Raw genomic sequence first — 22,842 nt, 5'->3', positions numbered from 1 at the left:
CCCTGCTTACCGCCCCGGGTTTCCGCGCAACGCGATGGTCATTCGGGGCGCACGTCCACGCGCACGCGCATCCGCTCGCCGGGGTGGTAACCGGTGCGGGTGTGGTAGGTGCGACCGCCGTATTCATAGGTGACGTCGTAACCGGATACGCGTCCGTCGCCGTAGTAGTCATCGCCATACCGGCCGTCGCTCACCGGCACGGGATCGCAGACACGCACCTGGCCGCGCTGCACCTGCCGGTTGCGCTGGTTGTTGTCGTAGATGGAACGGCCCGCCATGCCGCCGACCATCGAACCGACCGCCGTGCCGACGTAGCGACCGCTGCCGTCGCCGACCTTGCTGCCCAGCACCGCACCGGCGATGCCGCCGATCACCGTGGCCACCGTGCGACCGGCCTCGGTTCCGCCGGAGGTCGTGCGCCGGTCGCCATATCCGTTCTGCCCGTAGACATCGCGGTAGTCGCCATTGTCGTAGACATCGCCGTAGCCGCGACTCGAATACCCATCGTCGCGATACCCGTCGCGCGCATAGACATCATCAGCATCGCGGTAGTAGCACCGTTGCGACGTCGTGCTTTGCGTGTCGCGGTAACCGCCTTCGATGACGGGATCGACGCGGACAACGCGTGCGTAGTCGTAATAGGGTTCGTCGCCGTAGCGGTCGGACGTGCCGTACTGCCGTGAGGTCTGCGCGGATGCCACGCCGGCGGCCAACAGGCCCACGGCCATCACGGCGGCGGAAAGACGCTTCATGTCGGGTACTCCCCCACGCCGGATTGGCGTGGACGCATGCTCGGCCCGCCCTGGTGAAATCGGGCTGAACTCAACCGACCTGAACCGCGTGGTTTAGCCATTCGACAGCTTGCGCGGCGATGCCGGCCGCGTGCCGGTCCAGCAATGGCCCGACATGGGAAGGAGAAACCGTTTGCAGCACATCGGACGACCATGCGGCCGCCATCGCCGACGGGATCGACGGCGGGACGTCGTCATCGACCTGCGACAGCACGAACAGCACCGGACACGCGGGCCGCGCGATCTCGTCGCCCGCATACGCATGACGCAGCACCGCACCGGACTCATCGCGCCAGTGGCGGAAGGCGAACAGCGCCGTCGCCTCATCGGCATCCGGCAGCGCACGCCGCGTACCGTCGAGGCGCGCTTGACGATGCCACGGGACGATGTCCGACCAAGCGCGCGCGATCAGGTCCGAATGCCACGGCGCAGGCGGCAGCGGATTCACGAGTACGACCGCATCCGCGGCATCAGCCACGTAGAGCGCCAGCAGACCGCCCAGGCTGGCGCCGACCACGGCGCGTGGCCGTGGCATCACCGATAACGCGTCGCGTACCTGCTGCAAGTAATCGCCGAAGCCGGTGGCCGCGAGTCCCGCGGCCACCGGCTGCAGATCCGGCGCAGCGACGACGATGCCCGCCGCCTCGAACACGCCACACCACACATTCCATTCCCAGCCGCCGCCACCGGCACCATGCACCAGCAGCGCGGCCCGGGTCGCCGTCAAAGCAGCGTCGCCTCCAGCGACACCGGCACCGACAGGGCACGCGAGATCACGCAGCCGGCCTTCGCCTGCTGGGCGATCTCCTCGAACTGCGCCACGCTGATGCCCGGCACGCTGGCCGACACGGTCAGCTTGATCGCGGTGACGGTCGGGCCCGGATCCATGCCCGGCTCCATCGTCGCCTCGGCGCGCGTCTGCAGCTTGTCCGGCGTGAAGCCGGCTTTGCCCAGCACGGCGGACAGCGCCATCGTGAAGCAGCCGGCATGCGCCGCCGCCAGCAGTTCTTCCGGATTGGTGCCCTTCTCGTCGCCGAAGCGCGTCTTGAAGGAATAGTTCTGGCCTTCGAACAGGCCGCTCTGCGGCGTGCTCAACGTGCCCTTGCCGGACTGCAGGTCGCCGCTCCACACCGCATCCGCATAACGCTTCAAAGCCATGGTCGTGCTCCATCAGGGTCAGGGGAGCGCAGGGTACACCCGCGGATGTTCACGGCATGTACCGCAGTGCGGCTTGACCCCGCCCGGGCGCATGCCGATGCTGGCCGTCCGCCATGACCGCCCGCCGAGCGCCACGCTCACGGGATGCGCTCAGCCCGGACAGCCATGACGGCCCTTCGACCCCAACCTTCGGGAGGAACGGCCTCATGTCATACAGCACACAACAGATCCGCAACGTGGCCCTGGCGGGCCACCCCGGCGCCGGCAAAACAACGTTGTTCGAAGCCCTGCTGCATGCCGGCGGCGCCCTCCAGGTGGCAGGCACCATCGAACGCGGTACCACGGTCTCGGACCACGATCCGATCGAGAAGGCCCGCGGCCATTCCATCGACACCGCCATCGCCAGCACCGACCACGGCGGCATGCACGTCAACCTGATCGATACGCCCGGCTATCCGGAATTCCGCGGCCCCGCGCTGTCGGCGTTCTCCGCGGTGGATACCGCACTGATCGTGGTCGATGCCGACACCGGCGTCGCCCACGGCACCCGCCGCCTGATGGAACGCGCCCGCGAGCGCAACCTGTGCCGCGCCATCGTCATCAACAAGATCGACCACGAAGGCGCCGACGCGGCCGGCGTGCTGGCCGCGCTGCGCGAGGAATTCGGGCCGGAAGTGCTGCCGCTCAATCTCCCCGCGCAGGATGGCAAGGCCGTGATCGACTGCTTCTGGCAATCGGCCGGCGATTCCGACCTTGGCGCGGTCGCCGACTGGCACCAGAAGATCATCGACCAGGTCGTCGAGATCAACGAGACGGTAATGGAGCACTACCTGGACCTGGGCGAAGGCGGCCTGTCCGGCGAGGAACTGCACGACGCCTTCGAGCAGTGCCTGCGCGAAGGACATCTGGTACCGGTGTGCTTCGCGTCCGCGCGTACCGGCGTCGGCGTGAAGGAACTGCTGGACGTGGCCGAACGGCTGTTTCCAAATCCGGCAGAAGCCAACCCGCCGCCGTTCGTGAAATCCAACGGCAGCGGCCAGCAACGGATCGAAGCGGTTCCCGACCCGCGTGCGCACGTCATCGCCGACGTCTTCAAGATCGTCAACGATCCCTTCGTCGGCAAGCTGGGCATCTTCCGCGTCTACCAGGGCACGCTGAAGAAGGACACGCAGCTGTTCGTCGATGACGGCAAGAAGCCGTTCAAGGTCGGCCACCTGTTCAAGCTCAAGGGCAAGGACCACGTGGAAGTCGAACAGGCCATTCCCGGCGACATCGCCGCCGTGGCCAAGGTCGACGACCTGCACTTCGATGCGGTGCTGCACGACAGCCACGACGAGGACCACATCCACCTGGCGCCGGTGGCGTTTCCGAAGCCGATGTTCGGCCTGGCGATCGAGGCGGCCAGCAAGGGCCAGGAACAGAAACTGTCCATCGCCCTGCAGAAGCTGGCCGAAGAGGATCCCGCCTTCGTCGTCGAACACCAGCCCGAGTTGAACGAAACCGTCATCCGCGGCCTGTCCGACCTGCACCTGCGCGTGATGCTGGAGCGGTTGAAGGAACGGCACGGCGTGGAAGTGAAGACGCGGCCGCCGCGCATCGCCTACCGCGAAACCATCGGCGCCAAGGCCGAAGGCCACCATCGCCACAAGAAGCAGACCGGCGGCGCCGGCCAGTTCGGCGAGGTCGCCCTGCGCATCGAGCCGCTGCCGCGTGGCGCCGGTTTCGAGTTCGTCGACGAAGTGAAAGGCGGCACCATTCCCGGGCAGTTCCTGCCGGCCGTGGAAAAAGGCGTGCGCCAGGTGCTGGGCAGTGGCGCGGTGGCGGGTTATCCGCTGCAGGACATCCGCGTAGTCGTCCATGACGGCAAGCACCACGCGGTGGACAGCAAGGAGGTCGCCTTCGTCGCCGCCGGCAAGAAGGCCTTCCTCGACGCCATCGCCAAGGCGCGGCCGCAGGTACTGGAGCCGGTGGTCGACCTGGAAGTCGCCGTGCCCGAAGCGCAGGTCGGCGATATCACCGGCAGCCTGGCCGGCAAGCGCGCCCGCATCAACGGCACCGACGCGACGCGTGGCGAGATCGTGGTAAGGGCTCAGGTACCGTTGGCGGAACTGGAGGGCTACGCTGCGGAACTGAAATCGATGACCGCCGGCCAGGGACGCTACCGCCTGGATTTCAGCCACTACGAGCCGGTGCCGCCGGGTATCCAGCAGAAGCTGGTGGACGCCTACAAGCCGCGGCACGACGACGATTGAGCGTCGCAGGGGTGCGGCATCCGGTCGCGGCAGCATGCGACGGATGCCGCTTGCGGTGCATGTGAGTGAGGTGATTTCGTCATGCCGACCGGCGATTTCCGACGCGCGGCGATGGAAAAACGGAAAAAAAGCGAAAAAAAAGGCGTTTCAGGGTCGATCTGCCCTTGGCGCCGCCAGTTCTTTGCCCTACATTTCGCTTGCCGATGCGATCGGCCCGATTACCCAACCACTCGACAGTAGAGACAGGACACATGGCAAAGAGCACCAAGAAGGCCGCGCCGAAGAAGGCCGCCAAGAAAGCTGCACCGAAGGCCGCCGCCAAGCCGGCCGCGCCGAAGCCGATCAAGGAAGCGCTGAGCAAGTCGGGCCTCGTCGCCCACATCGCCGAAGCCACCGCCGTTGCCGCCAAGGACGTCCGCGCCGTGCTGGCTTCGCTGGAAAGCGCCGTGCACGCCTCCGTCAACAAGAAGGGCGCTGGCGCCTTCACGCTGCCGGGCCTGCTGAAGATCACGGCCGTCAACGTGCCGGCCAAGCCGAAGCGCAAGGGCATCAACCCGTTCACCAAGGAAGAGCAGTGGTTCGCCGCCAAGCCCGCCACGGTGAAGGTCAAGGTCCGTCCGCTGAAGAAGCTGAAGGACGCCGCAGCCTGATCGCTGCGCACCTCGCGGTTGCAAGAAGGGACGGCCTGGCCGTCCCTTCTTTTTTGCGCGTGTCGTGCGGACCGCGGTGGTTGCTCCTCTTTGTAGAGCGGAGCTTGCTCCGCTGCTTTCCGGCCCGGTTCGCGGAAGCATGCCGAAAGAGCAAATCAGTCCAGCAAGCTCGCCGCTGCGCTGCCGCCCCTGCCGTCCGTCACCCTTGTCCTGACGCCTCCACGCCCTAAGATCGTCAGGACATCCCTCCACGCAAGGCATCGACCGCATGAAGATCCAGGGCTTCCTCGACCATCTGCTGAAATCCTCCAGCGGCAACGGCAGCGTGCTCAACGCCGACTTCGGCAAGGGGGCGATTTCCGGCGGCGCACTCGGCCTGCTGTTGGGCAAGAACAAGACCGCGCGCAAGCTGGCCACCTACGGCGGCCTGGCCGCGATCGGCGTGATGGCCTACCGCGCCTACGGCGAGTACAAGCAACAGCAGGGCGGATTCGCCGCCGGCGCTGCGCCGCAGACGGTCGACCGCCTGCCGCCGCCGCAGGTGGAGCTGCACAGCCAGGCCATCCTCAAGGCGCTGGTCGCCGCAGCGAAGGCCGACGGCCATATCGACGCCCGCGAACGTGAGGTGATCGAAGGCGAATTTTCCCGCTGCGGCACCGACGCCGACCTGCAGCAGTGGATGCATGCCGAACTGGAGAAGCCGCTGGATCCTGCCGAAGTCGCGCGCGCCGGCAGCACGCCGGAGATCGCCTCCGAGATGTACCTGGCCAGCCTGCTGGTGGCCGACGAGCAGAACTTCATGGAGCGCGCCTACCTGGACGAACTGGCCAAGCAACTGAAGCTCGACCCCGCGCTGAAGGCCCAGCTGGAACGCCAGCTCGCGCAGCCGCAGGCCTGATTTCCTGATGCGACCGGTCGCCCGCCGCCTGCGACGATTCGCGTGGTCGCTGCTGTGGCTGGCGGTCTTCGCCGGGCTGCTCGCTTGGGCATGGGGACAGCCCTTCATGGCATCCGCCCGCATGCTGTGGGACATCTCGCGCGCACCGCCGCCGCAGGAATTGCCAGTGCCCGTGCAGGGCGTGCGTGCGCGGCAGATCGCGGACACGTTCGGGGCGCCGCGCGGAAGCGACCGCACGCACCAGGGCGTGGACATCTTCGCCAAGCGCGGCACCCCGGTGTTCAGCGCGACGCGAGGCGTGGTGGCCTCGGTACGCGACGGCGGCCTCGGCGGCAAGCAGGTATGGGTGATCGGGCCCGGCCGTGAGCGCCACTACTACGCGCACCTGGACGACTGGGCGGCGGACCTGTCCAGCGGACAGGTTGTGCAGCCCGGCGACACGTTGGGCTTCGTCGGCACCACCGGCAACGCGCAGGGCACGCCGCCACACCTGCATTACGGCATCTACGGCGCGGCTGGCGCCTACGACCCGCTGCCGCTGTTCAAGGCCGGCACGGCGACCAAGAGCGCCGACTGAACCGCGGCGGCGCCCGACGGAACAGTCCATCGCGGCGAAGGCGCTCGTTCCACCGGGCGCACGGGCCTATCTTGGCCCTGTCCCCCACCTCGCCTGCCCCATCGCCATGCCCAACGACACCCACCGCTACCGCATCACCGTCACCCCGATCGAGGACGACGGCCTGCAGTGCAACGGCCGCTGCACCATCGAGTTCGAACACACCTGCCACGACGACTGGATGCGCATCCTCGAGAACATCCAGCGCCAGCGTGGCCTCAGCGGCGACGAACGCGCCGCGCTGGTGGTCGGCACCAAGCTGCTCAGCGGCCTGATGGTGGACCACCGCAAGGACACCGACGACCTGTTCGCGCCGTTGCGCCCGCACATGGGCACCTTCATCGCGGCGCTGAAGGACCGCGCCCGCGACGCCGGCTGACATCCGGCACGCGTCCGCGTAGCCTGACCGCATGAAGGCCCGGCATGCCACCGACGCACACTCGCTGGAACAGATCCCCAACATCGGGCCGTCGATCGCGGGCGACCTGCGCGGGATCGGCATCGTGCGACCGCGCGATCTGGTCGGCCAGGATCCCTACGCGCTCTACCGCCGCGTCAACGACAGCACCGGCCAGCGCCATGATCCCTGCCTCTGCGACTGTTTCATCGCCGCCGTGCGCTTCATGGAAGGCAGCGGTCCGGTGCCCTGGTGGCACTACACGCCCGAGCGGAAGCTGCATTTCCTGCGACACCCCGCCGGTTAGGCTTCGGACAGGCGCCGCCGGCTAAGGTGCGGCGACCCGTCACGGAGCCCTCCATGCGCACCCGCCGCTGCTTCCTGGTCGCCGCCCTCGCCGGCACCGCCACGCTCGCCCTCGCCGGCTGCGAAACGCTCAACACGGTCACCGGCCTGTTCGGCAATCAGATCAACTTCACCCAGCCGCAGTTGCAGCGCTACCTCAACCAGAGTTTCCCGCGCGAGTTCGACAAGCTCGGCGGCCTGGTGTCGGCCACGCTGACCAATCCACGCCTGAGCATGCCGTCCAACGACGACCGCCTGCGCCTCGATTTCGACATCGGCGTCAGCGCGCTGGGTGCGCGCGACGTGAGTCGCGGTCATTTCGCGCTCGCCAGCCGCCTGCGCTACGACCCCGCCACGCGTGGCCTGCACCTGGACAATCCGGAAATCCTGTCGGTGGACGTGCCGGGCAGCGGCTCGCTGATGTCAGGCGGCACGCGCCAGCTGGTCAACACCGTGCTGGCCGAATACGCCCGCAGCGAACCGGTCTACCGCATCGACAACGACATCCTGCAGCGCCTGCCGGCCAGCAAGCGCATCGCCGGCACCCAGATCGAGAACGGCCGCGTGGTCATCCACCTGCAATGAGGTAATCCGATGAAATCCCTGTTCTCCAGACTCACGCTGCTTGCCCTGTTCTCGCTGCCGGCACTGGCGTCGGCTGCTGATACCGGCAACGTGCTCCGCTTCGACGCCGACCAGTTGCAGGCCGCAGCGCGCAGCGGCTTCCCGATGGAACACGCCCTGCTGGAAGGCTTCGCCTCGCTCACGCTGAGCGACCCGCAGGTGCGCATCCCGAAACCGGGCGAACGGCTGAACCTGCAGATGAACTACGACATCGCACTGGCCAGCGGCGACCGCCTGGAGAACGGCAACGTGGTCGTCAGCAGCGGCCTGCGCTACGACCCCGGCACGCGCGGCCTGCACCTGGTGGACCCGGTGCTGGAACACGTGGGCACCGGCGCCGCGGGCCGCGGCCTGCCGGGTGGTTCGCGCGAGGCCTTGCAGGACCTGATCCGTGAATACGCCAACACGCGTCCGCTGTACCGGCTGAGCGACGACGACCTGGCGCAGGTACCAGGCACCCTGGGCGCCGACGCCGTCAGCATCACGGACGGCGAGGTCATCATCACCCTGCAGCCCGCCTACGCGCGCTGACAGCGGGGCATCAGATCTCGAAGCGGTAACTCAGCTTGACGACCAGCTGTTCGTCGTCGCGCAGGCGAAAGCTGTCCTGCAGCAGGTCGTCCACGCCGTCGGTGCCGGTGCGCTGCTCGTAGCCGCCACGGGCATACACCACGTACAGGTAGGACAACGGCGCGAGCTCGTAGCGGTAGCGCACCTGGAAACCCAGGTTGCGCACGCTGAAGTCCTCCACCGTATCGGACGCAGCCAGCGCATGGCCCGCCGGATCGAAGCGCCATGCATCCTGCACGCGCGCATCCAGTGCGATCGCCTGCATCTTCACCCGCAGTTCGTGGCGGTCCGACATCACCCAGTCCACGCCGGCATCCAGGCTCATCTGGCGACGCTTGAATCCGCCCACCAGGTCCTCGCGCTGCCAGACCAGCCAGTCGGGCGTGTAGAGCGCATAGAAGCCGCCGTAGAGGCTGAAAGCGTCGTTGATGAAGTACGTGCCGGTGTAGCCCACGCCGCCGCCCAGCTTGCGGTTGCCCGCCAGGCCGCCGCTGACGACTTCCATTTCCGTCTCATGCGCCCAGTCGCCCTTGCGCGGTCGCTCGTACTCGAAATACGTGTTGAAGTTGGCCGGCATCCGCACCACGCCATTGCCGCGCAGCAGCATGTCGCTCAGGCCGGCGCTGTTGACATTGATCTGGCCGTACTCGTAGCTGCCGTTGCGCAACTGGCCCTGCCGGCTGACGCGGAACTGGTCGTTGAGCTTGTCGCCGTGGTTGTTGTGGCTGCTGCTGACACGCCAGCGCCAGTCCTTGGAGGAATACCGCGAGTCTTCCGGCAGTTCGGTGAAGCGCTTGCGTACTTCCCAGTGCAGGTAGTTGGTGCTGTTGCGCGACAGATAGCCGAAATCGTTGAGCTGCAGGTCGTTGCCGAAGTGCATGGCGATCCACTGCTGGCGCCAGCCGTGGTCCATCTCGTAGTCGGCCCACACGGTCGCACCGACGTCGTCGACCTCGTTGCCGGCCTGTTCGATGCGACTGCCCAGCAGCCGCGTGCGTACGTTCCAGCGCGCGGTCGGCCGCCAGTTGTGGTCCACGCCCAGCACGGTGGCGTCGCGGTCGCGCCAGGGATCGTCCACGCGGGTGAGCATCGCACCGACGTTCTGCGTCTCGAAGTCGCGCACCACGCGCAGTGCGTGGTAGCTGCGCCCGGTGGCGCCATCCTCGTCGGCGGAAAACAGGCCGTAGTTCACCTTGCCCAGGCTGCCGTTCAACTTCACCGCCGCGGTGATGTCGCCGGTGCTGCCGACGCGGCGCGTGTACAGCTGCTGGCTGTCGTCGGACGGCGTGGTCAGTTCGAAGATGCCCTGGTTCTCGGTGAAGAACGGGCGCTTGTCGCTGATGAAGGTCTCGGTGGCGCTGAAGTTCACGACCAGGTCGTCGGCTTCCACCTGGCCGAAATCCGGCTTCAGTGTCGCGGTCAGCTGGAAGCGGCCGTTCGGCTTCCAGAACAGGTCGCCGCCGGCGTTGAAATCACTGCGTCCGCCGGCGTTGTCGTACAAGCCCGATACGTAGGGCGTGATCGCAAGCAGCGACTGGTCGTACCGCGGAACCGTGACCGATGCGAAGTCCGACAGGAAGCGCGGACGCTCGAAACTGGCCTGCGGCCATGCCATGCGCTCGCCGGTGGATCCGATGACGCGCGCCAGGAACACCTTAAGCGTGCGCTGCCCGTCGGTGCCATCGCGCATCGGCGCGGTGTGCCACGGGATCAGCAGTTCGACCGACCAGCCCTGCTCGTCCTCGCTGACGGCATGGCGCCACTGGCCGTCCCAGTCGTTGCTGAACTGGTTCTCGTTGGTGATGATCTCGTCGGCGATGCCACCCGTCGAACTGACGGTGAAGGCATAGCCGGTGCGGCCATCGCCATCGAAGTCGATGAACGCATTGACGCGGTCGACCTGCGCATCGAAGTCGCGCTGTACCTTCTGCCGGGTGCGCGGCACGCTGGCCGGGTGCGCGGCGCGGAAGGCGATCGCCAGCCCGTCCGGCGTGGCGAGGATCCAGGCCTCGGTCGGCAGCGAACCGGGCTCGCCGGTCAGGGGCTGGGTCTTGCGGAAGTCGGTGACGTGGCGCGCGTCCTGCCATTCGGCGGGATCGATGCGGCCGTCGATCTCGACGGCGTGGACGAGACCGCAGGGGGCGGCCAGGGCAAGCGCACAGGCGAAACGGAAGAGGGTCATGGCAGGCGGGTGGTGGTCCGGTGCGCGCAAGGTAGCGACGTGCGGGACGGACCACACCTGCCTTCGGTCATTTCAACCTTCTGGCTTGCGGCGGCATCCGTGCCTGCGAAGGGGACTCGCCGGGATCAGCGGCCCTTCTTCGGTTGCAGCATCGTGCCCGTGCACTTCTTGCTGCCGCAGCGGCAGGCCCAGATCTTCTTCAGCCTGGCAGTGTGCGGCTCGGCCAGCACGATGCCGTAGTTGTACGTCAGTTCCTCGCCCGGCTTGATCGCACGGATCGCCTCGATGAACACCTTGTCCTTCTTGCGGTTCTTGCCGTCGTGCTCTTCGATGACGGCTTCGCAGTTCGGATCGCAGCTGTGGTTGATCCAGCGCGCCTTGTTGCCCTTGTGGTTCGCGTCGATGACGTAGTCGTCGTTGAGCGTGAACAGGAAGGTGTGACCGGAATCGGCGTCGCCGGTGTCGTCGGCGTCCACTTCGTCGTGGGTGCGACGCTTGCCCTTGTACTCCACCACGCGCTCGCCCTTCTCGATCGGGGCGATGGCGAACACGCCGTTGCCGTGGATGTCGGATTGGCGGGCTTCGATCTTGCGGGGCATGCGGCGTCCAGAGGGGAGGTGAAGGCGGGATTCTCGCCCATGCCCGCGGGATTCCCAAATCGGCGACCTGAATCGCGGGCGGTCCCGACATGGCCGGTCCACGTGGGACGGCGCGTTCGATGGCTGATTCCCGTCGCAGAGCCCTCGCCATGCCTCCTATCCGTTCCCTGCTCGTTCCCGCGCTGGCGCTGTCGCTGGCCGCCTGCCATGCCCAGTCCCCGCACACGCAGGCAGCGCAACCCGCGGCAACGCCGTCTGACGCCGACCTGCTGGCACGCGGGGAATACCTGGTCCGCATCGCGGGCTGCAACGACTGCCATACGCCGGGCTATGCGGAGTCCGGCGGGACGGTGGCCAAGGACACCTGGCTGGTCGGTTCGCCGATGGGCTTCAACGGGCCGTGGGGCACCACTTACCCAAGCAATCTGCGCCTGCGGATGCAGCAGCTGACCGAAGCGCAATGGATGGAATACAGCGCCACCCTGCGCACGCGCCCGATGATGCCGGACTTCGCCGTGCGCGCGATGAGCGAAGAAGACCGCCGCGCGATCTACCGCTTCGTCCACGCGCTGGGCGCGGCAGGCCAGCCGGCCCCCGAGGCACTGCCGCCTGGGAGGACGCCGCCAGCACCGTACCTGGGCATGGTGTTGCCGGCCGCCGCGGAGGCACCGGCCGCGAAATGAGCGGCCGGGCGCGGCTCACCACGGAAAACCGCGGCCGTTGAACATCCAGGCCAGGCCGAATGCCAGGCCGAACACGGTCCAGAACAGTGCACCGACACCGCGGAACAGCTTGACCGCGAGGTAGATGCCGCCCGCAACCAGCAGGGCGCGCCACAGGAAACGATGGTCCAGGCCATGGCCCGGGGAAGCGGATGCGGTGTGGGCATGGGACGTGTTCATGGCGGTTGCCTCGGGTCGCTGACCGTCCGGGAGTGGACGTGAGCCATCTTCCGGATCGCGTCCGCCCGGCATCAGTCGCAGCCGTCAGCCATCGCGGGTGACAATCGTCAACCGCGGATGCGCCTGAACGGGGAAATCCAAGGGTTTGAGCCTGGCGGCACGAAAGCGTACAATTTCGGTACGTTTTCTGGATCACCCTCCCCGATGCTCCGTGTCACCAAGCTCACCGACTACGCCACCGTGGTCCTGACCGTGCTCGCCGCCCGTCCGGGCGAGGTGCTCAGTGCGTCCGACCTGGCCGAGCATTCCGGCCTGGAGACGCCCACCGTCAGCAAGGTGCTCAAGCCGCTGGCACAGGCCGGGCTGGTGGAAGGCCTGCGTGGCGTGCACGGCGGTTACCGCCTGAGCCGCGACGCCGCCGAGATCAGCCTGGTGGAGATCGTCGAGGCCATGGAAGGTCCACTGGCGATGACCGAGTGCAGCCAGAGCGAAAGCCAGTGCAGCATCGCGCAGAAATGCGGCGCACGCGCCAACTGGCGGCTGATCAACGACGTGGTGGCCGACGCCCTGCGCGGTTTCACCCTCGCCCAGATGATCGCGCCTCCCCCTTCCTCTTCCGACGACGTGCGCAGGCGACCCATCGCCGTGCAGGTCGCCACCCGCTGAACCGTAGGCAGCCCGATGGCCACCGAGAACGCTGAAATCCTGGAACAGCTGGGACGTCGCTACGACGCCGGCTTCATCACCGACATCGAATCCGACTCGCTGCCGCCCGGCCTCGACGAGGACGTGGTGCGTGCCCTGTCCGCCAAGAAGGACGAGCCGGAATGGATGACCGAATGGCGCCTGGCGGCCTACCGCCACTGGCTGACCATGCCGGTGCCGCACTGGGCCAAGCTGAAGATCGCACCGATCGACTTCCAGGCCATCAGCTACTACTCCGCGCCGAAGGCCAAGTACGCCTCGCTGGACGAGGTGCCGCAGGAACTGCTGGACACCTACGACAAGCTGGGCGTGCCGCTGCACGAGCGCGCCAAGCTGGCCGGCGTGGCGGTGGATGCGGTGTTCGACTCCGTGTCGGTGGGTACCACCTTCCGCAAGGAACTGGCCGAGAAGGGCATCGTGTTCTGCTCGATGAGCGAGGCCATCAAGGAACATCCGGAGCTGGTCAGGCAATATCTGGGCAGCGTGGTGCCGGTCGGCGACAACTACTTCGCCGCGCTCAACTCGGCGGTCTTCTCCGATGGCAGCTTCGTCTTCATTCCCAAGGGCGTGCGCTGCCCGATGGAGCTGAGCACCTACTTCCGCATCAACGCCGGCCACACCGGCCAGTTCGAGCGCACCTTGATCATCTGCGAGGACAAGGCGTCGGTGTCCTACCTCGAAGGCTGCACCGCGCCGATGCGCGACGAGAACCAGCTGCATGCCGCCGTGGTCGAACTGGTGGCGCTGGAAGATGCCGACATCAAGTACAGCACGGTGCAGAACTGGTATCCCGGCGACGAGGAAGGCCGTGGCGGCATCTACAACTTCGTCACCAAGCGTGCCGAGTGCCGGGGCGCCCGCAGCAAGGTGGTATGGACGCAGGTGGAAACCGGTTCGGCGATCACCTGGAAGTATCCGTCCTGCGTGCTGCTCGGCGACGACTCGGTGGGCGAGTTCCACTCGGTCGCGCTGACCCACCATCGCCAGCAGGCCGATACCGGCACCAAGATGATCCACATCGGCAAGCGCACCAAGTCGAAGATCGTCAGCAAGGGCATCAGCGCCGGCCGTGGCCAGAACACCTACCGCGGCCTGGTGAAGGTGGACCGCAACGCCGATGGCGCGCGCAACCACACCCAGTGCGACAGCCTGCTGATCGGCAAGAAGTGCGGCGCTCACACCTTCCCCTACATCGAAGTGAAGAACCCGACCGCGACGCTGGAGCACGAGGCCACCACCTCGAAGATCAGCGACGACCAGATGTTCTACTGCCGCGCGCGTGGCATCGGCCAGGAAGATGCCGTCAGCATGATCGTCGACGGCTTCTGCAAGCAGGTCTTCCGCGAGCTGCCGATGGAGTTCGCAGTGGAAGCGAAGAAGCTGCTGGAAGTGTCGCTGGAAGGCAGCGTCGGGTGACGGATGTTCCCTTCTCCCGCCGGGAGAAGGTGGCGCGAAGCGCCGGATGAGGGTGCGAGGGAATCGCGATGGTTCACCGCCGACGATTCCGCCGGACCCTCACCCCAACCCCTCTCCCGACGGGAGAGGGGCTCAAAGAATCAAAACGGAAACGAACATGCTCAAGATCGACAACCTCCACGCCAGCGTCGCCGGCAAGGACATCCTCAAGGGCCTCTCGCTGGAAGTGAAGCCCGGCGAAGTGCACGCCATCATGGGGCCCAACGGCGCCGGCAAGTCCACGCTGGGCAACATCCTGGCCGGCCGCGAAGGCTATGAGGTCACCGCCGGCAGCGTCGAATTCGACGGCAAGCCGCTGCTGGACCTGGACCCGGAAGAACGTGCCGCCGCCGGCGTGTTCCTGGCGTTCCAGTACCCGGTCGAGATCCCGGGCGTGAACAACACCTACTTCCTGCGCGCCGCGCTCAATGCGCAGCGAAAGGCGCGCGGCGAGACCGAACTGGATTCGATGCAGTTCCTCAAGCTGGTGCGCGAGAAGCTGGCCGTGCTGCACCTGAAGGACGAACTGCTCCACCGCGGCGTCAACGAAGGTTTCAGCGGCGGCGAGAAGAAGCGCAACGAGATCTTCCAGCTGGCCGTGCTGGAGCCGAAGCTGGCCATCCTCGACGAGACCGACAGCGGTCTGGACATCGACGCGTTGAAGAACGTCGCCGATGGCGTCAACGCGCTGCGTTCGCCCGACCGCGCCTTCCTGGTCATCACCCATTACCAGCGCCTGCTCGACTACATCAAGCCGGATGTGGTGCACGTGCTGGCCGGCGGTCGCATCGTCGAGAGCGGCGGCCCGGAACTGGCGCTGGAACTGGAGCAGCACGGCTATGCGTGGATCAAGGACCGTGTCGCGCCGGAGCAGGCCGCCTGATGAGTGCGCTGCTGGATTCCCTGTCGGCCGGCTTCACCGGCGATGCCGCCCGCCGCGCGGTGCTGGACGAGGCACTGCGCGACGGCCTGCCAGGCCCGCGCACCGAGGCCTGGAAGTACACCTCGCTGCGGCAGCTGGAGCGTCGCAGCTTCGCCGCCGTCGACGCGTTGCCGTCGCTGGACCCGATGCTGCTGGCCGATATCCCTGCGCCGCGCGCGGTGTTCGTCAACGGCCGCTACTCGGTCGCGCTGTCGCTGACGACCGACCTGCCGGACGGCGTCAGCCTGCAACTGTTGTCCGAGGCCTTGGCTGAGGGTGGCGATGCGGCACGCTTCTTGCAGCGCCGCTTCGAGCGTACGGACGAAGTGTTCGCGCGCCTCAATGCGGCGCTTGCCACCGAAGGCGTGCTGCTGCGCGCCGAGCCGGGCGTACGCAGCGAGCAGCCGTTGCACCTGGTCTTCATCGGGACCGGCGATGGCACGGACCGCGCCTGGCACCTGCGCAACCTGATCGAACTGCGTGCCGGTGCGGCGTTGACAGTGGTCGAGCACCACCTGGCCATCGACAGCCACGCCCATTTCATCAATGCGCTGAGCCACGTGCACCTGGCCAAGGATGCACGCCTGACGCACGCCCGCATCGAGTCCGACAGCGAGCGCGCGACCACGCTGCTGCGCACCGATGCGGTGCTGGCGCGCGACAGCCAGTACCGTCGCGTGGACCTTGAACTCGGCGGCGCCCTGTCGCGGCACGAGCTCAACGTCCGCCTTGAAGGCGACAATGCGCGGCTCGTCGCCAACGGCGTGCTGCTCGCCCACGGCCGTCGCCATGTCGACACGCGACTCGGCATCGACCACATCGGTCGCGACACCGCCTGCGAGCTAACGTGGCGCGGCCTGGGCGCGGACCGCGGACGTGCCGTCTTCCACGGCGGCATCCTGATCCGCGAAGGTGCGGACGGTACCGATGCCGCGCTGTCGAACAAGAATCTGTTGCTGTCAGCCAACGCGGAGATCGACACCCAGCCGGTGCTCGAGATCCATGCCGACGAAGTGAAAGCCGCGCATGGCGCCACGGTCGGCCAACTGGAGGCCAACGCGTTGTTCTACCTGCGCTCGCGTGGCCTGCCGCAGGCTGAAGCACAGCAACTGCTGACGGCCGCGTTCTGCCGCGAGCCGCTGTCCGCCATCGAGGATCCCCGCCTGCGCGACCTGCTGGTCGCGCGCGTCGACGCCGCCCTCGCCAACGTGGGCGTCGCATGAATCACGAAGTCAGCGCATCGCCGACGATGGATGCCACCATCGACTGGAATCGCGTCCGCGCGGACTTCCCGTTGCTGACGCGGCACGTCAACGGCAAACCGCTGATCTACCTGGACAGCGCCAACACGGGACAGAAGCCTGCCTCCGTCATCCAGACGGTCGACGACTTCTACCGGCAACACAACGCCAACGTCAGCCGCGCCGTGCATACGCTGGGCACGGAGGCCACCGAAGCCTACGAAGGTGCGCGCAAGACCCTGGCGCGCTTCCTCAATGTGCGGCCGGACGAACTGGTGCTGTGCAGCGGCACGACATTCGCGATCAACCTGGTGGCGTACTCGTGGGCGCTGCCTCGCCTCGCGGCCGGCGACACCATCCTCGTCTCGCGCATGGAGCACCATGCCAACATCGTGCCGTGGCAACTGGTCGCCCAGCGTACCGGCGCGACGATCAAGGTCGCCGAGATCCGTGAGGACGGCACGCTCGACCTGGATGCGCTGCTTGCAGCGATGACGGGCGACGTGAAACTGCTCGCCCTCACCCATACCTCGAACGTGCTGGGTACCGTGAATCCCGTGCGGGAGATCTGCCGCGAGGCACGCAAGCGGGGCATCGTCACCGTGATCGATGGCTCGCAGGCCGTACCGCACCGCGCCGTGGATGTCGCCGCGATCGGCTGCGACTTCTATGCGCTGACCGGCCACAAAATGTGCGGGCCCACCGGTACCGGCGCGCTGTGGGCGCGCAAGGAACACCTGCAGGCCATGCCGCCCTTCATCGGCGGCGGCGAGATGATCAAGGAAGTCAGCTTCGACGGCACCGTGTTCAACGACGCGCCGCACAAGTTCGAGGCCGGCACGCCCAACATCGCCGGCTTCATCGGCCTGGGCGCGGCCGTGGAGTACCTCGACGCGCTGCGCATGGCGAACGTCGAGGCGCGTGAAGCGGAACTGCTCGCGCACGCCACCGAAGAGCTGGACCGCATCGAAGGCCTGCGCATCTTCGGCCGGGCGCCGGACAAGGCCGCGGTCATCTCCTTCCTGATCGAAGGCGCGCACGCGCACGATCTCGCGACCCTGCTGGACTTGGAGGGCGTCGCCGTCCGTTCCGGCCAGCATTGCGCGCACCCGCTGCTCCAGTTCTACGGCGTGGCCGCGACCCTGCGTGCCTCGTTCGCGTTCTACAACACGCACGAGGAAGTCGAGCATTTCGTCGCTGCGCTCAAGAAGGCCCGGAGCCTGCTGGCCTGACGGTGTGGACCGCCGTGACGGCGGTCCGCACCCTACAATGCGCGGATGGATACCCCGACCTTCCGCGCCGCCACGGCGGCCGACATCCCCGCTCTCGTTTCCCTGGTGACCTCCGCCTATCGTGGCGACATCAGCAAGCAGGGCTGGACCACCGAAGCCGACATGCTGGATGGGCAGCGCATCGATGCCGAGGTGCTCCGCAAGGACATCGAACGACCGCGCAGCCGCATCGTGCTGGCCGAACGCGGGGACGGCGACCTGCTGGCCTGTGCGCACGTGGCGGAGGAAGACGGCGCGGGCTATTTCGGCATGTTTTCGGTCCGTCCCGACCTGCAGGGCGGCGGCGTCGGCAAGGCGGTGCTGGCGGAGGCGGAGCGCGTCGCGCGCGAGGACTGGGCGCTCCCGGCGATGCGCATGACCGTGATCGACATCCGCGACGAACTGATCGCGTTCTACGAGCGCCGTGGTTACGTGCGCACCGGCATCAAGAAGCCGTTCCCCTACGGCGATGAGCGCTACGGCATCCCCAAACGCGACGACCTGCGCTTCGAGGTGCTGGAGAAGCCGCTGACGGGAGCGCGCGCATGAGCGAGACCTGGACCTTCGTCTGCGCGACGGGCGAGCTGTTGCCCGGGGAAATGAAGACCGTGTTCGACGAGGTCACCGGCACCCCGATCATGGTGGTCAACCATGACGGCGAGGTGTACGCGCTCGAGGACAAGTGCAGCCACGAGGATTTCGAGCTGTCGTCCGGCAATTTCGACCCGGCGGAAGCCAGCATCGAATGCGTCCTCCATGGCGCCCGTTTCGATGTCCGGGACGGGCGCGCGCTGTGCGCACCCGCCTATTCGCCGGTAGCCAAGTTCCCCACCAAGCTGGAGCACGGCGGCATCTGGACACGCGACGACCGGGACTGAGTGCCCTGCCCCGGCTCCCCGCGCCAGCGTTGTAAAGCCGATGTTGTAATCGCGAATAATTCTCATTATTCTGGCGCCCCGCCTGCGACCGGCTGTCGCAGCCCGCGCCCGGATCCGCTTGACCCCTCTCTTCGCCGCCGCTGCCCGTATCGTCGCCTGCCTGCTGCTGGGCTGCGTACTGCTGGTCGTGGCTCGCGACAAGGCGGCGCCAGTCGCCGATCACTTGGCGGAGTCATCCGTTCCGCTGGCGGCACTCCTTGTCAGTGGCGATGCCGACCACCAGGATGCCGCCTGCGTGAAGGCGCCATCCGGTCTGCAGACACCGGAGTCCGGCGCCACGAAGACGGAAGCGGAGCCCGACCTCCCCTTCGGTTGCCCGCGCGCCGCGCGGCCCGACCTGGTGCTCTGGCGTCCGATCAGGCTGCGTGATGCCTCGCCGGCCATGCGACGCAGCGCCTCCCTTGGGCGTGGCCCTCCGCGCGCGACCTGAGCAGCGCGCACGTCACTGACGTGCACTCCCACGTCGCCTGCCCGCCCCTTTCCCGACTTTGTCCCGGCCGCAGTCCGATCCCGGCTGCGCGCATCTCCTTTCCTTTCCCGCCAGCCTTCGCCAACGGGTGCCCCACCACCTTGAGGATGCTCATGAACCTTCGTCACTCCCCGCTTACCGCCGCCCTGCTGCTGGCGATCGCCACACCGGCCCTGGCCGCCCCCACCGGTGATGCACCTGCCGATGCCTCGGGCCAGGCCAAACAGCTCGACACGGTCGAAGTCCACGGCGAACGCGTGCGCAAGGCCAGTTCGCCCAAGTACACCGAGGAACTGGTCGACACGCCGCAGACCATTACCGTGGTCACCAGCGAAGTGATGGCGCAGCAGAACCTGCTTGGTCTTCGCGACGTGCTCAGCACCCTGCCCGGCATCACCTTCGGCGCAGGCGAAGGCGGTGGCGGTTACGGCGACAGCATCAACCTTCGAGGCTTCACCGCCAGCAGCGACATCACCACCGACGGCGTGCGCGACAGCGCGCAGTATGTCCGCAGCGACACCTTTAACCTCGAAGCCATCGAACTGGTCAACGGCGCAAACTCCGCGATGTCCGGTGCGGGCTCCGTCGGAGGCACCATCAACCTGGTGAGCAATGTGGCCCGCGAGGGCGACTTCAACACCTTCACTGTCGGCGCCGGCAGCGACAAGTACGCCCGCGTCACGGCCGACAGCAACTTCGATCTCGAGAACGGTGTCGCGGTCCGCCTGAACGCCATGGGCCACACCCAGGATGTCCCGGGACGTGACGAGGAGTTCAAGCATCGTTGGGGCTTCGCGCCCTCGGTCGCGTTCGGGCTGGGCTCCGACACGCGGTTCACCCTGAGCTACCTGCATCAGGAAGACAACAACATGCCGCAGTACGGCGTACCGTTCGCGCTCGGCCAGTTCAACGACGGACCGCTGCCAGGCGTCGATCGCGAGACCTACTTCGGCTACCGCAATACCTCGCGCCAGGAAAGCACCGTCGACATGCTGACCGGCGTGTTCGAGATGGACTTGGGTGACCATGTGTCCCTGCGCAGCCTTGGGCGCCTGCAGCGGGTCGAGCAGCACAGCAATGTCACCGCACTGCAGGGCTCCTGGTGCCTGCCCGACGGCACTAACCCGTATACCGGCCTGGCCTGTGCAGGCCAGCCGGCGGGCACCTGGAACCCAAACGGGGGTCCGCGCGGGCTGGTTCGCGATACCGAGAACTTCATTGCACACAGCCAGACCGATCTGACCGCGAGCTTCGCCACGGGCGCCGTACGCCATGACGTGGTAGTGGGTGCGTCCTTCAGCAAGGAGGATTTCGAACTCGATTCCGGCACGATCTTCCGCAACGCCGACGGATCCACGACGGGCATCAGCTATCCATTCCAGAACTTCGACAATCCCTACAACATCTGGACCGGCCCGCAAAACTACTACCGTACCGGGCGTAGCGAAGGCAGCTTGGCCAACCAGGCGCTGTATGCGTTCGACACGCTGAAGTTCGGGGAGCAGTGGCTGCTCAATCTCGGCGCCCGCTACGAGCACAACGAAGGCGACACCGTGAACTACACCGTCAACACGGCGGGCGCGGTTACGGGCATCGCTACCGGCTACCCAGCGCGCAACGAAGAGGATCTGTTCTCCTATCGTGCAGGCGTGGTCTACAAGCCTGTGGAGAGCGCGAGCGTTTACCTGTCGTACGCCAACAGCAAGACGCCGTCCAAGGCATCGGTCAACGGCTCCTGCACGCCCGCCATTCCCAATGCCAACCCGAACCTGCCGCCAGCGGCCAACAACTGCAACGTCGATCCCGAGACCGCGGTCAACATCGAACTCGGCGCCAAGTGGGACCTGCTGGACCAGCGCCTTGCGCTGACCGCAGCCATCTTCCGCAACGAACGACAGAACTACCGCGTGGCGGATCCGGATCCACTGAACCTTTCCGGCGAGCAGGCACTGGACGGCAAAGCGCGCGTTGATGGCGTTGCGCTGGGCGTCGCAGGCAACCTCACGCGAGAATGGGCGCTGTTCGCGAACTACACCTATCTGGACAGCGAGGTAGTGCGCGGCGTTTCGAAATTCTGCTCCGCCAACCCGAGTGCGAGTTGCAGCAATACCGCTTCCTTCCCGGACCCGTTCAAGGGCAATCCGCTGACCAATACGCCCAAGCATTCGCTGAGCCTGTGGAGTACCTATCAGCTGAACGACTGGACGTTCGGCTACGGCGCGACGTACCAAGGCGAGTTCTACACCCAGAACAGCAGCCTGCTCGGCAGCCTTGAGCCTTACAGGACCGACGCCTACTGGGTCCACCGCGCGATGGTGGGCTATCAGATCAACGATCGGATCGGCCTGCAGCTCAATCTCAACAACCTGTTCGACGAGGAGTACTACACCGGCATCCGCAACAACGTCACGCTGACCAACGGCGCCGTGACCAACGGCAATGGCTGGGCCAATCCGGGCGAGGGTCGCTCCGCCGTGCTGACCGCGACGTTCAAGTTCTGATCCTCGCGATGCGATAGTTCTCATCTGCCCCGCCCCTGCACAATGGGCGGGGCGTTTCCGTTGCGAGGTAGACCGACATGCTGCTGGCGATTCCCGATGTCCTCACCCCTAGCCAGGTCGCGCAAGCGCGTACCGTGCTGGACGCGGCCGACTGGGCCGACGGTCGCATCACCGCCGGTTACCAGTCGGCCAAAGCCAAGGACAACGCGCAGTTGCCGGAGGACGCTCCAGCAGCGCGCGATGTCGGCGCACTGATCCTCGACGCGCTGTCGCGCAACAGCACCTTCTTCTCGGCCGCGCTGCCCAGGCGCATCTATCCGCCGCTGTTCAATCGGTACGGCGGCGGGCAGTCGTTCGGCTACCACGTCGACAACGCCATCCGCTACGACCGCAGCCGGGGCGGTGTGGATCCAGTGCGCACCGACCTGTCGGCAACGCTCTTCCTCAGCGCCCCCGACGAGTACGACGGCGGTGAACTGGTCATCGAGGACACCTTCGGCACCCAGACCGTGAAATTGCCTGCCGGCCACATGGTCCTCTACCCGGGCACCAGCCTGCACAAGGTCACGCCGGTGACACGCGGCGCACGCGTTGCCTCGTTCTTCTGGCTGCAGAGCATGGTGCGCGACGACGGCCAGCGGCGACTGATGTTCGAACTGGACGTTTCGATACGGCGCCTGACCGCGGATGTACCCGAACACCCTGCCCTAGTGCAGTTGACCGGCGTATACCACAACCTGCTCAGGCAGTGGACCGACGTCTAGATGTGAAGCAAATGGGATTCATCCCTGTTTGCATTTGAGAAGTATTCTCAATTACTATAACCCCGTTCAGCCTGCCTCCAAGGCAGGCCCCGGGGACTCGCTTGATCTACCCACCGCCAAGCTCCAGACGTTCCGAGCGCGCACTGCCACCGCGCGCGCGATTGGCGTGGCGGTCTGTCGCGGGCTGGGGACTCCTGATCTTGGTGCTGGGCATGGTGTTGTCGGTAGCCACGCTGCCCCGCCGCGGTGGCAGCGACCACCAGGCAGCGAACATCTTTGCCGAGCCCGCCGTCATCCAGCATGACCTGAGTGAGGATGACCCCCCGCTCGAATCCAAACATCAGGCATCACCGGCCAAGAAGCCCCGCCTGAAGACGCTGCTGGTCCAGACCATGCCGGCCGCCGATCCGATGCAGCGCCTGGCCTTCCACCTGTGCTCGTGCGATGCCGCTCCCACGACGCACCACGTTGCCCGGCATACCGCGCCCGAGCCCCGCTCGTGCCGCAGAGATCCCGTCCTGCGCCTGCATCCAGGCCAGGCACCTCCCCGCCTCGTCGCCTGACGCGCGTGCCGGCGCCACGCCGGCAATTC

The 22,842-nt window shown here is 66.8% G+C and carries 26 protein-coding genes; 20 read left to right on the top strand and 6 right to left on the bottom strand.

Translation table 11 applies throughout. From position 1 onward, the window contains the following. Positions 1 to 38: 38 nt before the first annotated feature. From ACGHX3_RS04795 to ACGHX3_RS04785, 3 genes are all read right to left on the bottom strand, one after another. Entirely contained in the window at positions 39 to 752 is a 714-nt protein-coding gene (locus tag ACGHX3_RS04795) for a glycine zipper 2TM domain-containing protein (RefSeq protein WP_394696585.1), read from the bottom strand. Between the two features lie 70 nt (positions 753 to 822). Further along, on the bottom strand, positions 823 to 1,518 hold the full coding sequence (locus ACGHX3_RS04790; RefSeq protein ID WP_394696584.1) for an alpha/beta hydrolase: 696 nt from the start codon (positions 1,516 to 1,518) through the stop codon (positions 823 to 825). Then, on the bottom strand, positions 1,515 to 1,949 hold the full coding sequence (locus ACGHX3_RS04785) for an OsmC family protein (protein WP_394696583.1): 435 nt from the start codon (positions 1,947 to 1,949) through the stop codon (positions 1,515 to 1,517). The genes ACGHX3_RS04790 and ACGHX3_RS04785 overlap by 4 nt, the downstream gene beginning before the upstream one ends. A gap of 206 nt (positions 1,950 to 2,155) precedes the next feature. Between ACGHX3_RS04785 and fusA the strand changes: the two genes are divergently transcribed. The 8 genes from fusA (at position 2,156) to ACGHX3_RS04745 (ending at position 8,262) form a co-directional block, all read left to right on the top strand. Further along, a complete protein-coding gene (gene fusA / locus ACGHX3_RS04780; RefSeq protein ID WP_394696582.1) occupies positions 2,156 to 4,201 on the top strand; it encodes an elongation factor G in 2,046 nt (681 codons plus the stop codon). 251 nt (positions 4,202 to 4,452) lie between these two features. Beyond that, positions 4,453 to 4,851: an HU family DNA-binding protein gene (locus tag ACGHX3_RS04775; protein WP_062351169.1), complete on the top strand. Its 399-nt coding sequence runs from the start codon at positions 4,453 to 4,455 to the stop codon at positions 4,849 to 4,851. A gap of 268 nt (positions 4,852 to 5,119) precedes the next feature. Continuing rightward, a complete protein-coding gene (locus tag ACGHX3_RS04770; protein WP_394696581.1) occupies positions 5,120 to 5,749 on the top strand; it encodes a tellurite resistance TerB family protein in 630 nt (209 codons plus the stop codon). 7 nt (positions 5,750 to 5,756) lie between these two features. After that, entirely contained in the window at positions 5,757 to 6,326 is a 570-nt protein-coding gene (locus ACGHX3_RS04765) for a M23 family metallopeptidase (RefSeq protein ID WP_394696580.1), read from the top strand. Between the two features lie 106 nt (positions 6,327 to 6,432). After that, positions 6,433 to 6,744 (top strand): DUF3861 domain-containing protein, encoded by a 312-nt coding sequence (locus ACGHX3_RS04760; protein WP_162338383.1) that lies wholly within the window; start codon positions 6,433 to 6,435, stop codon positions 6,742 to 6,744. Positions 6,745 to 6,775: 31 nt separating this feature from the next. Beyond that, complete coding sequence (locus ACGHX3_RS04755; RefSeq protein ID WP_162338384.1) at positions 6,776 to 7,069, top strand: helix-hairpin-helix domain-containing protein; 294 nt, start codon at positions 6,776 to 6,778, stop codon at positions 7,067 to 7,069. 53 nt (positions 7,070 to 7,122) lie between these two features. Further along, positions 7,123 to 7,692, top strand: a complete 570-nt coding sequence (locus ACGHX3_RS04750; protein WP_394696579.1) for a DUF1439 domain-containing protein — start codon at positions 7,123 to 7,125, stop codon at positions 7,690 to 7,692. A 9-nt stretch (positions 7,693 to 7,701) separates the two neighbouring features. Continuing rightward, positions 7,702 to 8,262, top strand: coding sequence for a hypothetical protein (locus ACGHX3_RS04745; RefSeq protein ID WP_394696578.1), 561 nt, complete (start codon positions 7,702 to 7,704; stop codon positions 8,260 to 8,262). A 10-nt stretch (positions 8,263 to 8,272) separates the two neighbouring features. Here the strand turns inward: ACGHX3_RS04745 and ACGHX3_RS04740 are convergent, their stop codons facing one another. Both ACGHX3_RS04740 and ACGHX3_RS04735 read right to left on the bottom strand, forming a co-directional pair. After that, positions 8,273 to 10,483, bottom strand: coding sequence for a DUF5916 domain-containing protein (locus tag ACGHX3_RS04740; protein ID WP_394696577.1), 2,211 nt, complete (start codon positions 10,481 to 10,483; stop codon positions 8,273 to 8,275). Positions 10,484 to 10,608: 125 nt separating this feature from the next. Next, positions 10,609 to 11,082: an SET domain-containing protein gene (locus ACGHX3_RS04735; protein WP_162338388.1), complete on the bottom strand. Its 474-nt coding sequence runs from the start codon at positions 11,080 to 11,082 to the stop codon at positions 10,609 to 10,611. Positions 11,083 to 11,231: 149 nt separating this feature from the next. Between ACGHX3_RS04735 and ACGHX3_RS04730 the strand changes: the two genes are divergently transcribed. Next, positions 11,232 to 11,765 (top strand): cytochrome C, encoded by a 534-nt coding sequence (locus ACGHX3_RS04730; protein WP_394696576.1) that lies wholly within the window; start codon positions 11,232 to 11,234, stop codon positions 11,763 to 11,765. Between the two features lie 15 nt (positions 11,766 to 11,780). Here ACGHX3_RS04730 and ACGHX3_RS04725 read toward each other — a convergent pair whose 3' ends face one another. Further along, positions 11,781 to 11,984, bottom strand: a complete 204-nt coding sequence (locus ACGHX3_RS04725; RefSeq protein ID WP_213600887.1) for a hypothetical protein — start codon at positions 11,982 to 11,984, stop codon at positions 11,781 to 11,783. Positions 11,985 to 12,188: 204 nt separating this feature from the next. On the opposite strand from ACGHX3_RS04725, the gene ACGHX3_RS04720 reads away from it, so the two are divergent. The 11 genes from ACGHX3_RS04720 to ACGHX3_RS04670 all read left to right on the top strand — a co-directional run bounded on the left by ACGHX3_RS04720 (position 12,189) and on the right by ACGHX3_RS04670 (position 22,813). Beyond that, entirely contained in the window at positions 12,189 to 12,650 is a 462-nt protein-coding gene (locus ACGHX3_RS04720) for an SUF system Fe-S cluster assembly regulator (protein WP_394696575.1), read from the top strand. A 15-nt stretch (positions 12,651 to 12,665) separates the two neighbouring features. Continuing rightward, complete coding sequence (gene sufB, locus ACGHX3_RS04715; protein ID WP_394696574.1) at positions 12,666 to 14,105, top strand: Fe-S cluster assembly protein SufB; 1,440 nt, start codon at positions 12,666 to 12,668, stop codon at positions 14,103 to 14,105. A gap of 157 nt (positions 14,106 to 14,262) precedes the next feature. Next, complete coding sequence (gene sufC, locus ACGHX3_RS04710) at positions 14,263 to 15,027, top strand: Fe-S cluster assembly ATPase SufC (RefSeq protein ID WP_394696573.1); 765 nt, start codon at positions 14,263 to 14,265, stop codon at positions 15,025 to 15,027. Next, positions 15,027 to 16,289, top strand: coding sequence for a Fe-S cluster assembly protein SufD (gene sufD / locus ACGHX3_RS04705; RefSeq protein ID WP_394696572.1), 1,263 nt, complete (start codon positions 15,027 to 15,029; stop codon positions 16,287 to 16,289). Before sufC ends, sufD begins: the two co-directional genes overlap by 1 nt. Beyond that, complete coding sequence (locus ACGHX3_RS04700; RefSeq protein ID WP_394696571.1) at positions 16,286 to 17,539, top strand: cysteine desulfurase; 1,254 nt, start codon at positions 16,286 to 16,288, stop codon at positions 17,537 to 17,539. Before sufD ends, ACGHX3_RS04700 begins: the two co-directional genes overlap by 4 nt. Before the next feature lie 45 nt (positions 17,540 to 17,584). Then, positions 17,585 to 18,127 (top strand): GNAT family N-acetyltransferase, encoded by a 543-nt coding sequence (locus tag ACGHX3_RS04695; protein WP_394696570.1) that lies wholly within the window; start codon positions 17,585 to 17,587, stop codon positions 18,125 to 18,127. Next, positions 18,124 to 18,456 carry a non-heme iron oxygenase ferredoxin subunit gene (locus tag ACGHX3_RS04690; protein ID WP_394696569.1) on the top strand — a complete coding sequence of 111 codons (333 nt, stop codon included), beginning with the start codon at positions 18,124 to 18,126 and terminating at the stop codon, positions 18,454 to 18,456. The genes ACGHX3_RS04695 and ACGHX3_RS04690 overlap by 4 nt, the downstream gene beginning before the upstream one ends. A 118-nt stretch (positions 18,457 to 18,574) precedes the next feature. Next, on the top strand, positions 18,575 to 18,946 hold the full coding sequence (locus tag ACGHX3_RS04685; RefSeq protein ID WP_394696568.1) for a hypothetical protein: 372 nt from the start codon (positions 18,575 to 18,577) through the stop codon (positions 18,944 to 18,946). Between the two features lie 152 nt (positions 18,947 to 19,098). Then, the gene (locus tag ACGHX3_RS04680; RefSeq protein ID WP_394696567.1) at positions 19,099 to 21,486 is read left to right on the top strand and encodes a TonB-dependent receptor; all 2,388 of its coding nucleotides are present in this window, start codon (positions 19,099 to 19,101) and stop codon (positions 21,484 to 21,486) included. Positions 21,487 to 21,563: 77 nt separating this feature from the next. After that, on the top strand, positions 21,564 to 22,250 hold the full coding sequence (locus tag ACGHX3_RS04675) for a Fe2+-dependent dioxygenase (RefSeq protein WP_394696566.1): 687 nt from the start codon (positions 21,564 to 21,566) through the stop codon (positions 22,248 to 22,250). Positions 22,251 to 22,450: 200 nt separating this feature from the next. Then, complete coding sequence (locus ACGHX3_RS04670) at positions 22,451 to 22,813, top strand: hypothetical protein (RefSeq protein WP_394696565.1); 363 nt, start codon at positions 22,451 to 22,453, stop codon at positions 22,811 to 22,813. Positions 22,814 to 22,842 lie beyond the last annotated feature (29 nt).

The sequence above is a fragment of the Pseudoxanthomonas japonensis genome (genome assembly GCF_043632995.1).
Taxonomy (GTDB): domain Bacteria; phylum Pseudomonadota; class Gammaproteobacteria; order Xanthomonadales; family Xanthomonadaceae; genus Pseudoxanthomonas_A; species Pseudoxanthomonas_A japonensis.
The sequence above is the reverse complement of the archived record's forward strand: the minus strand, read 5'-3'. Positions and strand labels throughout refer to the sequence as shown.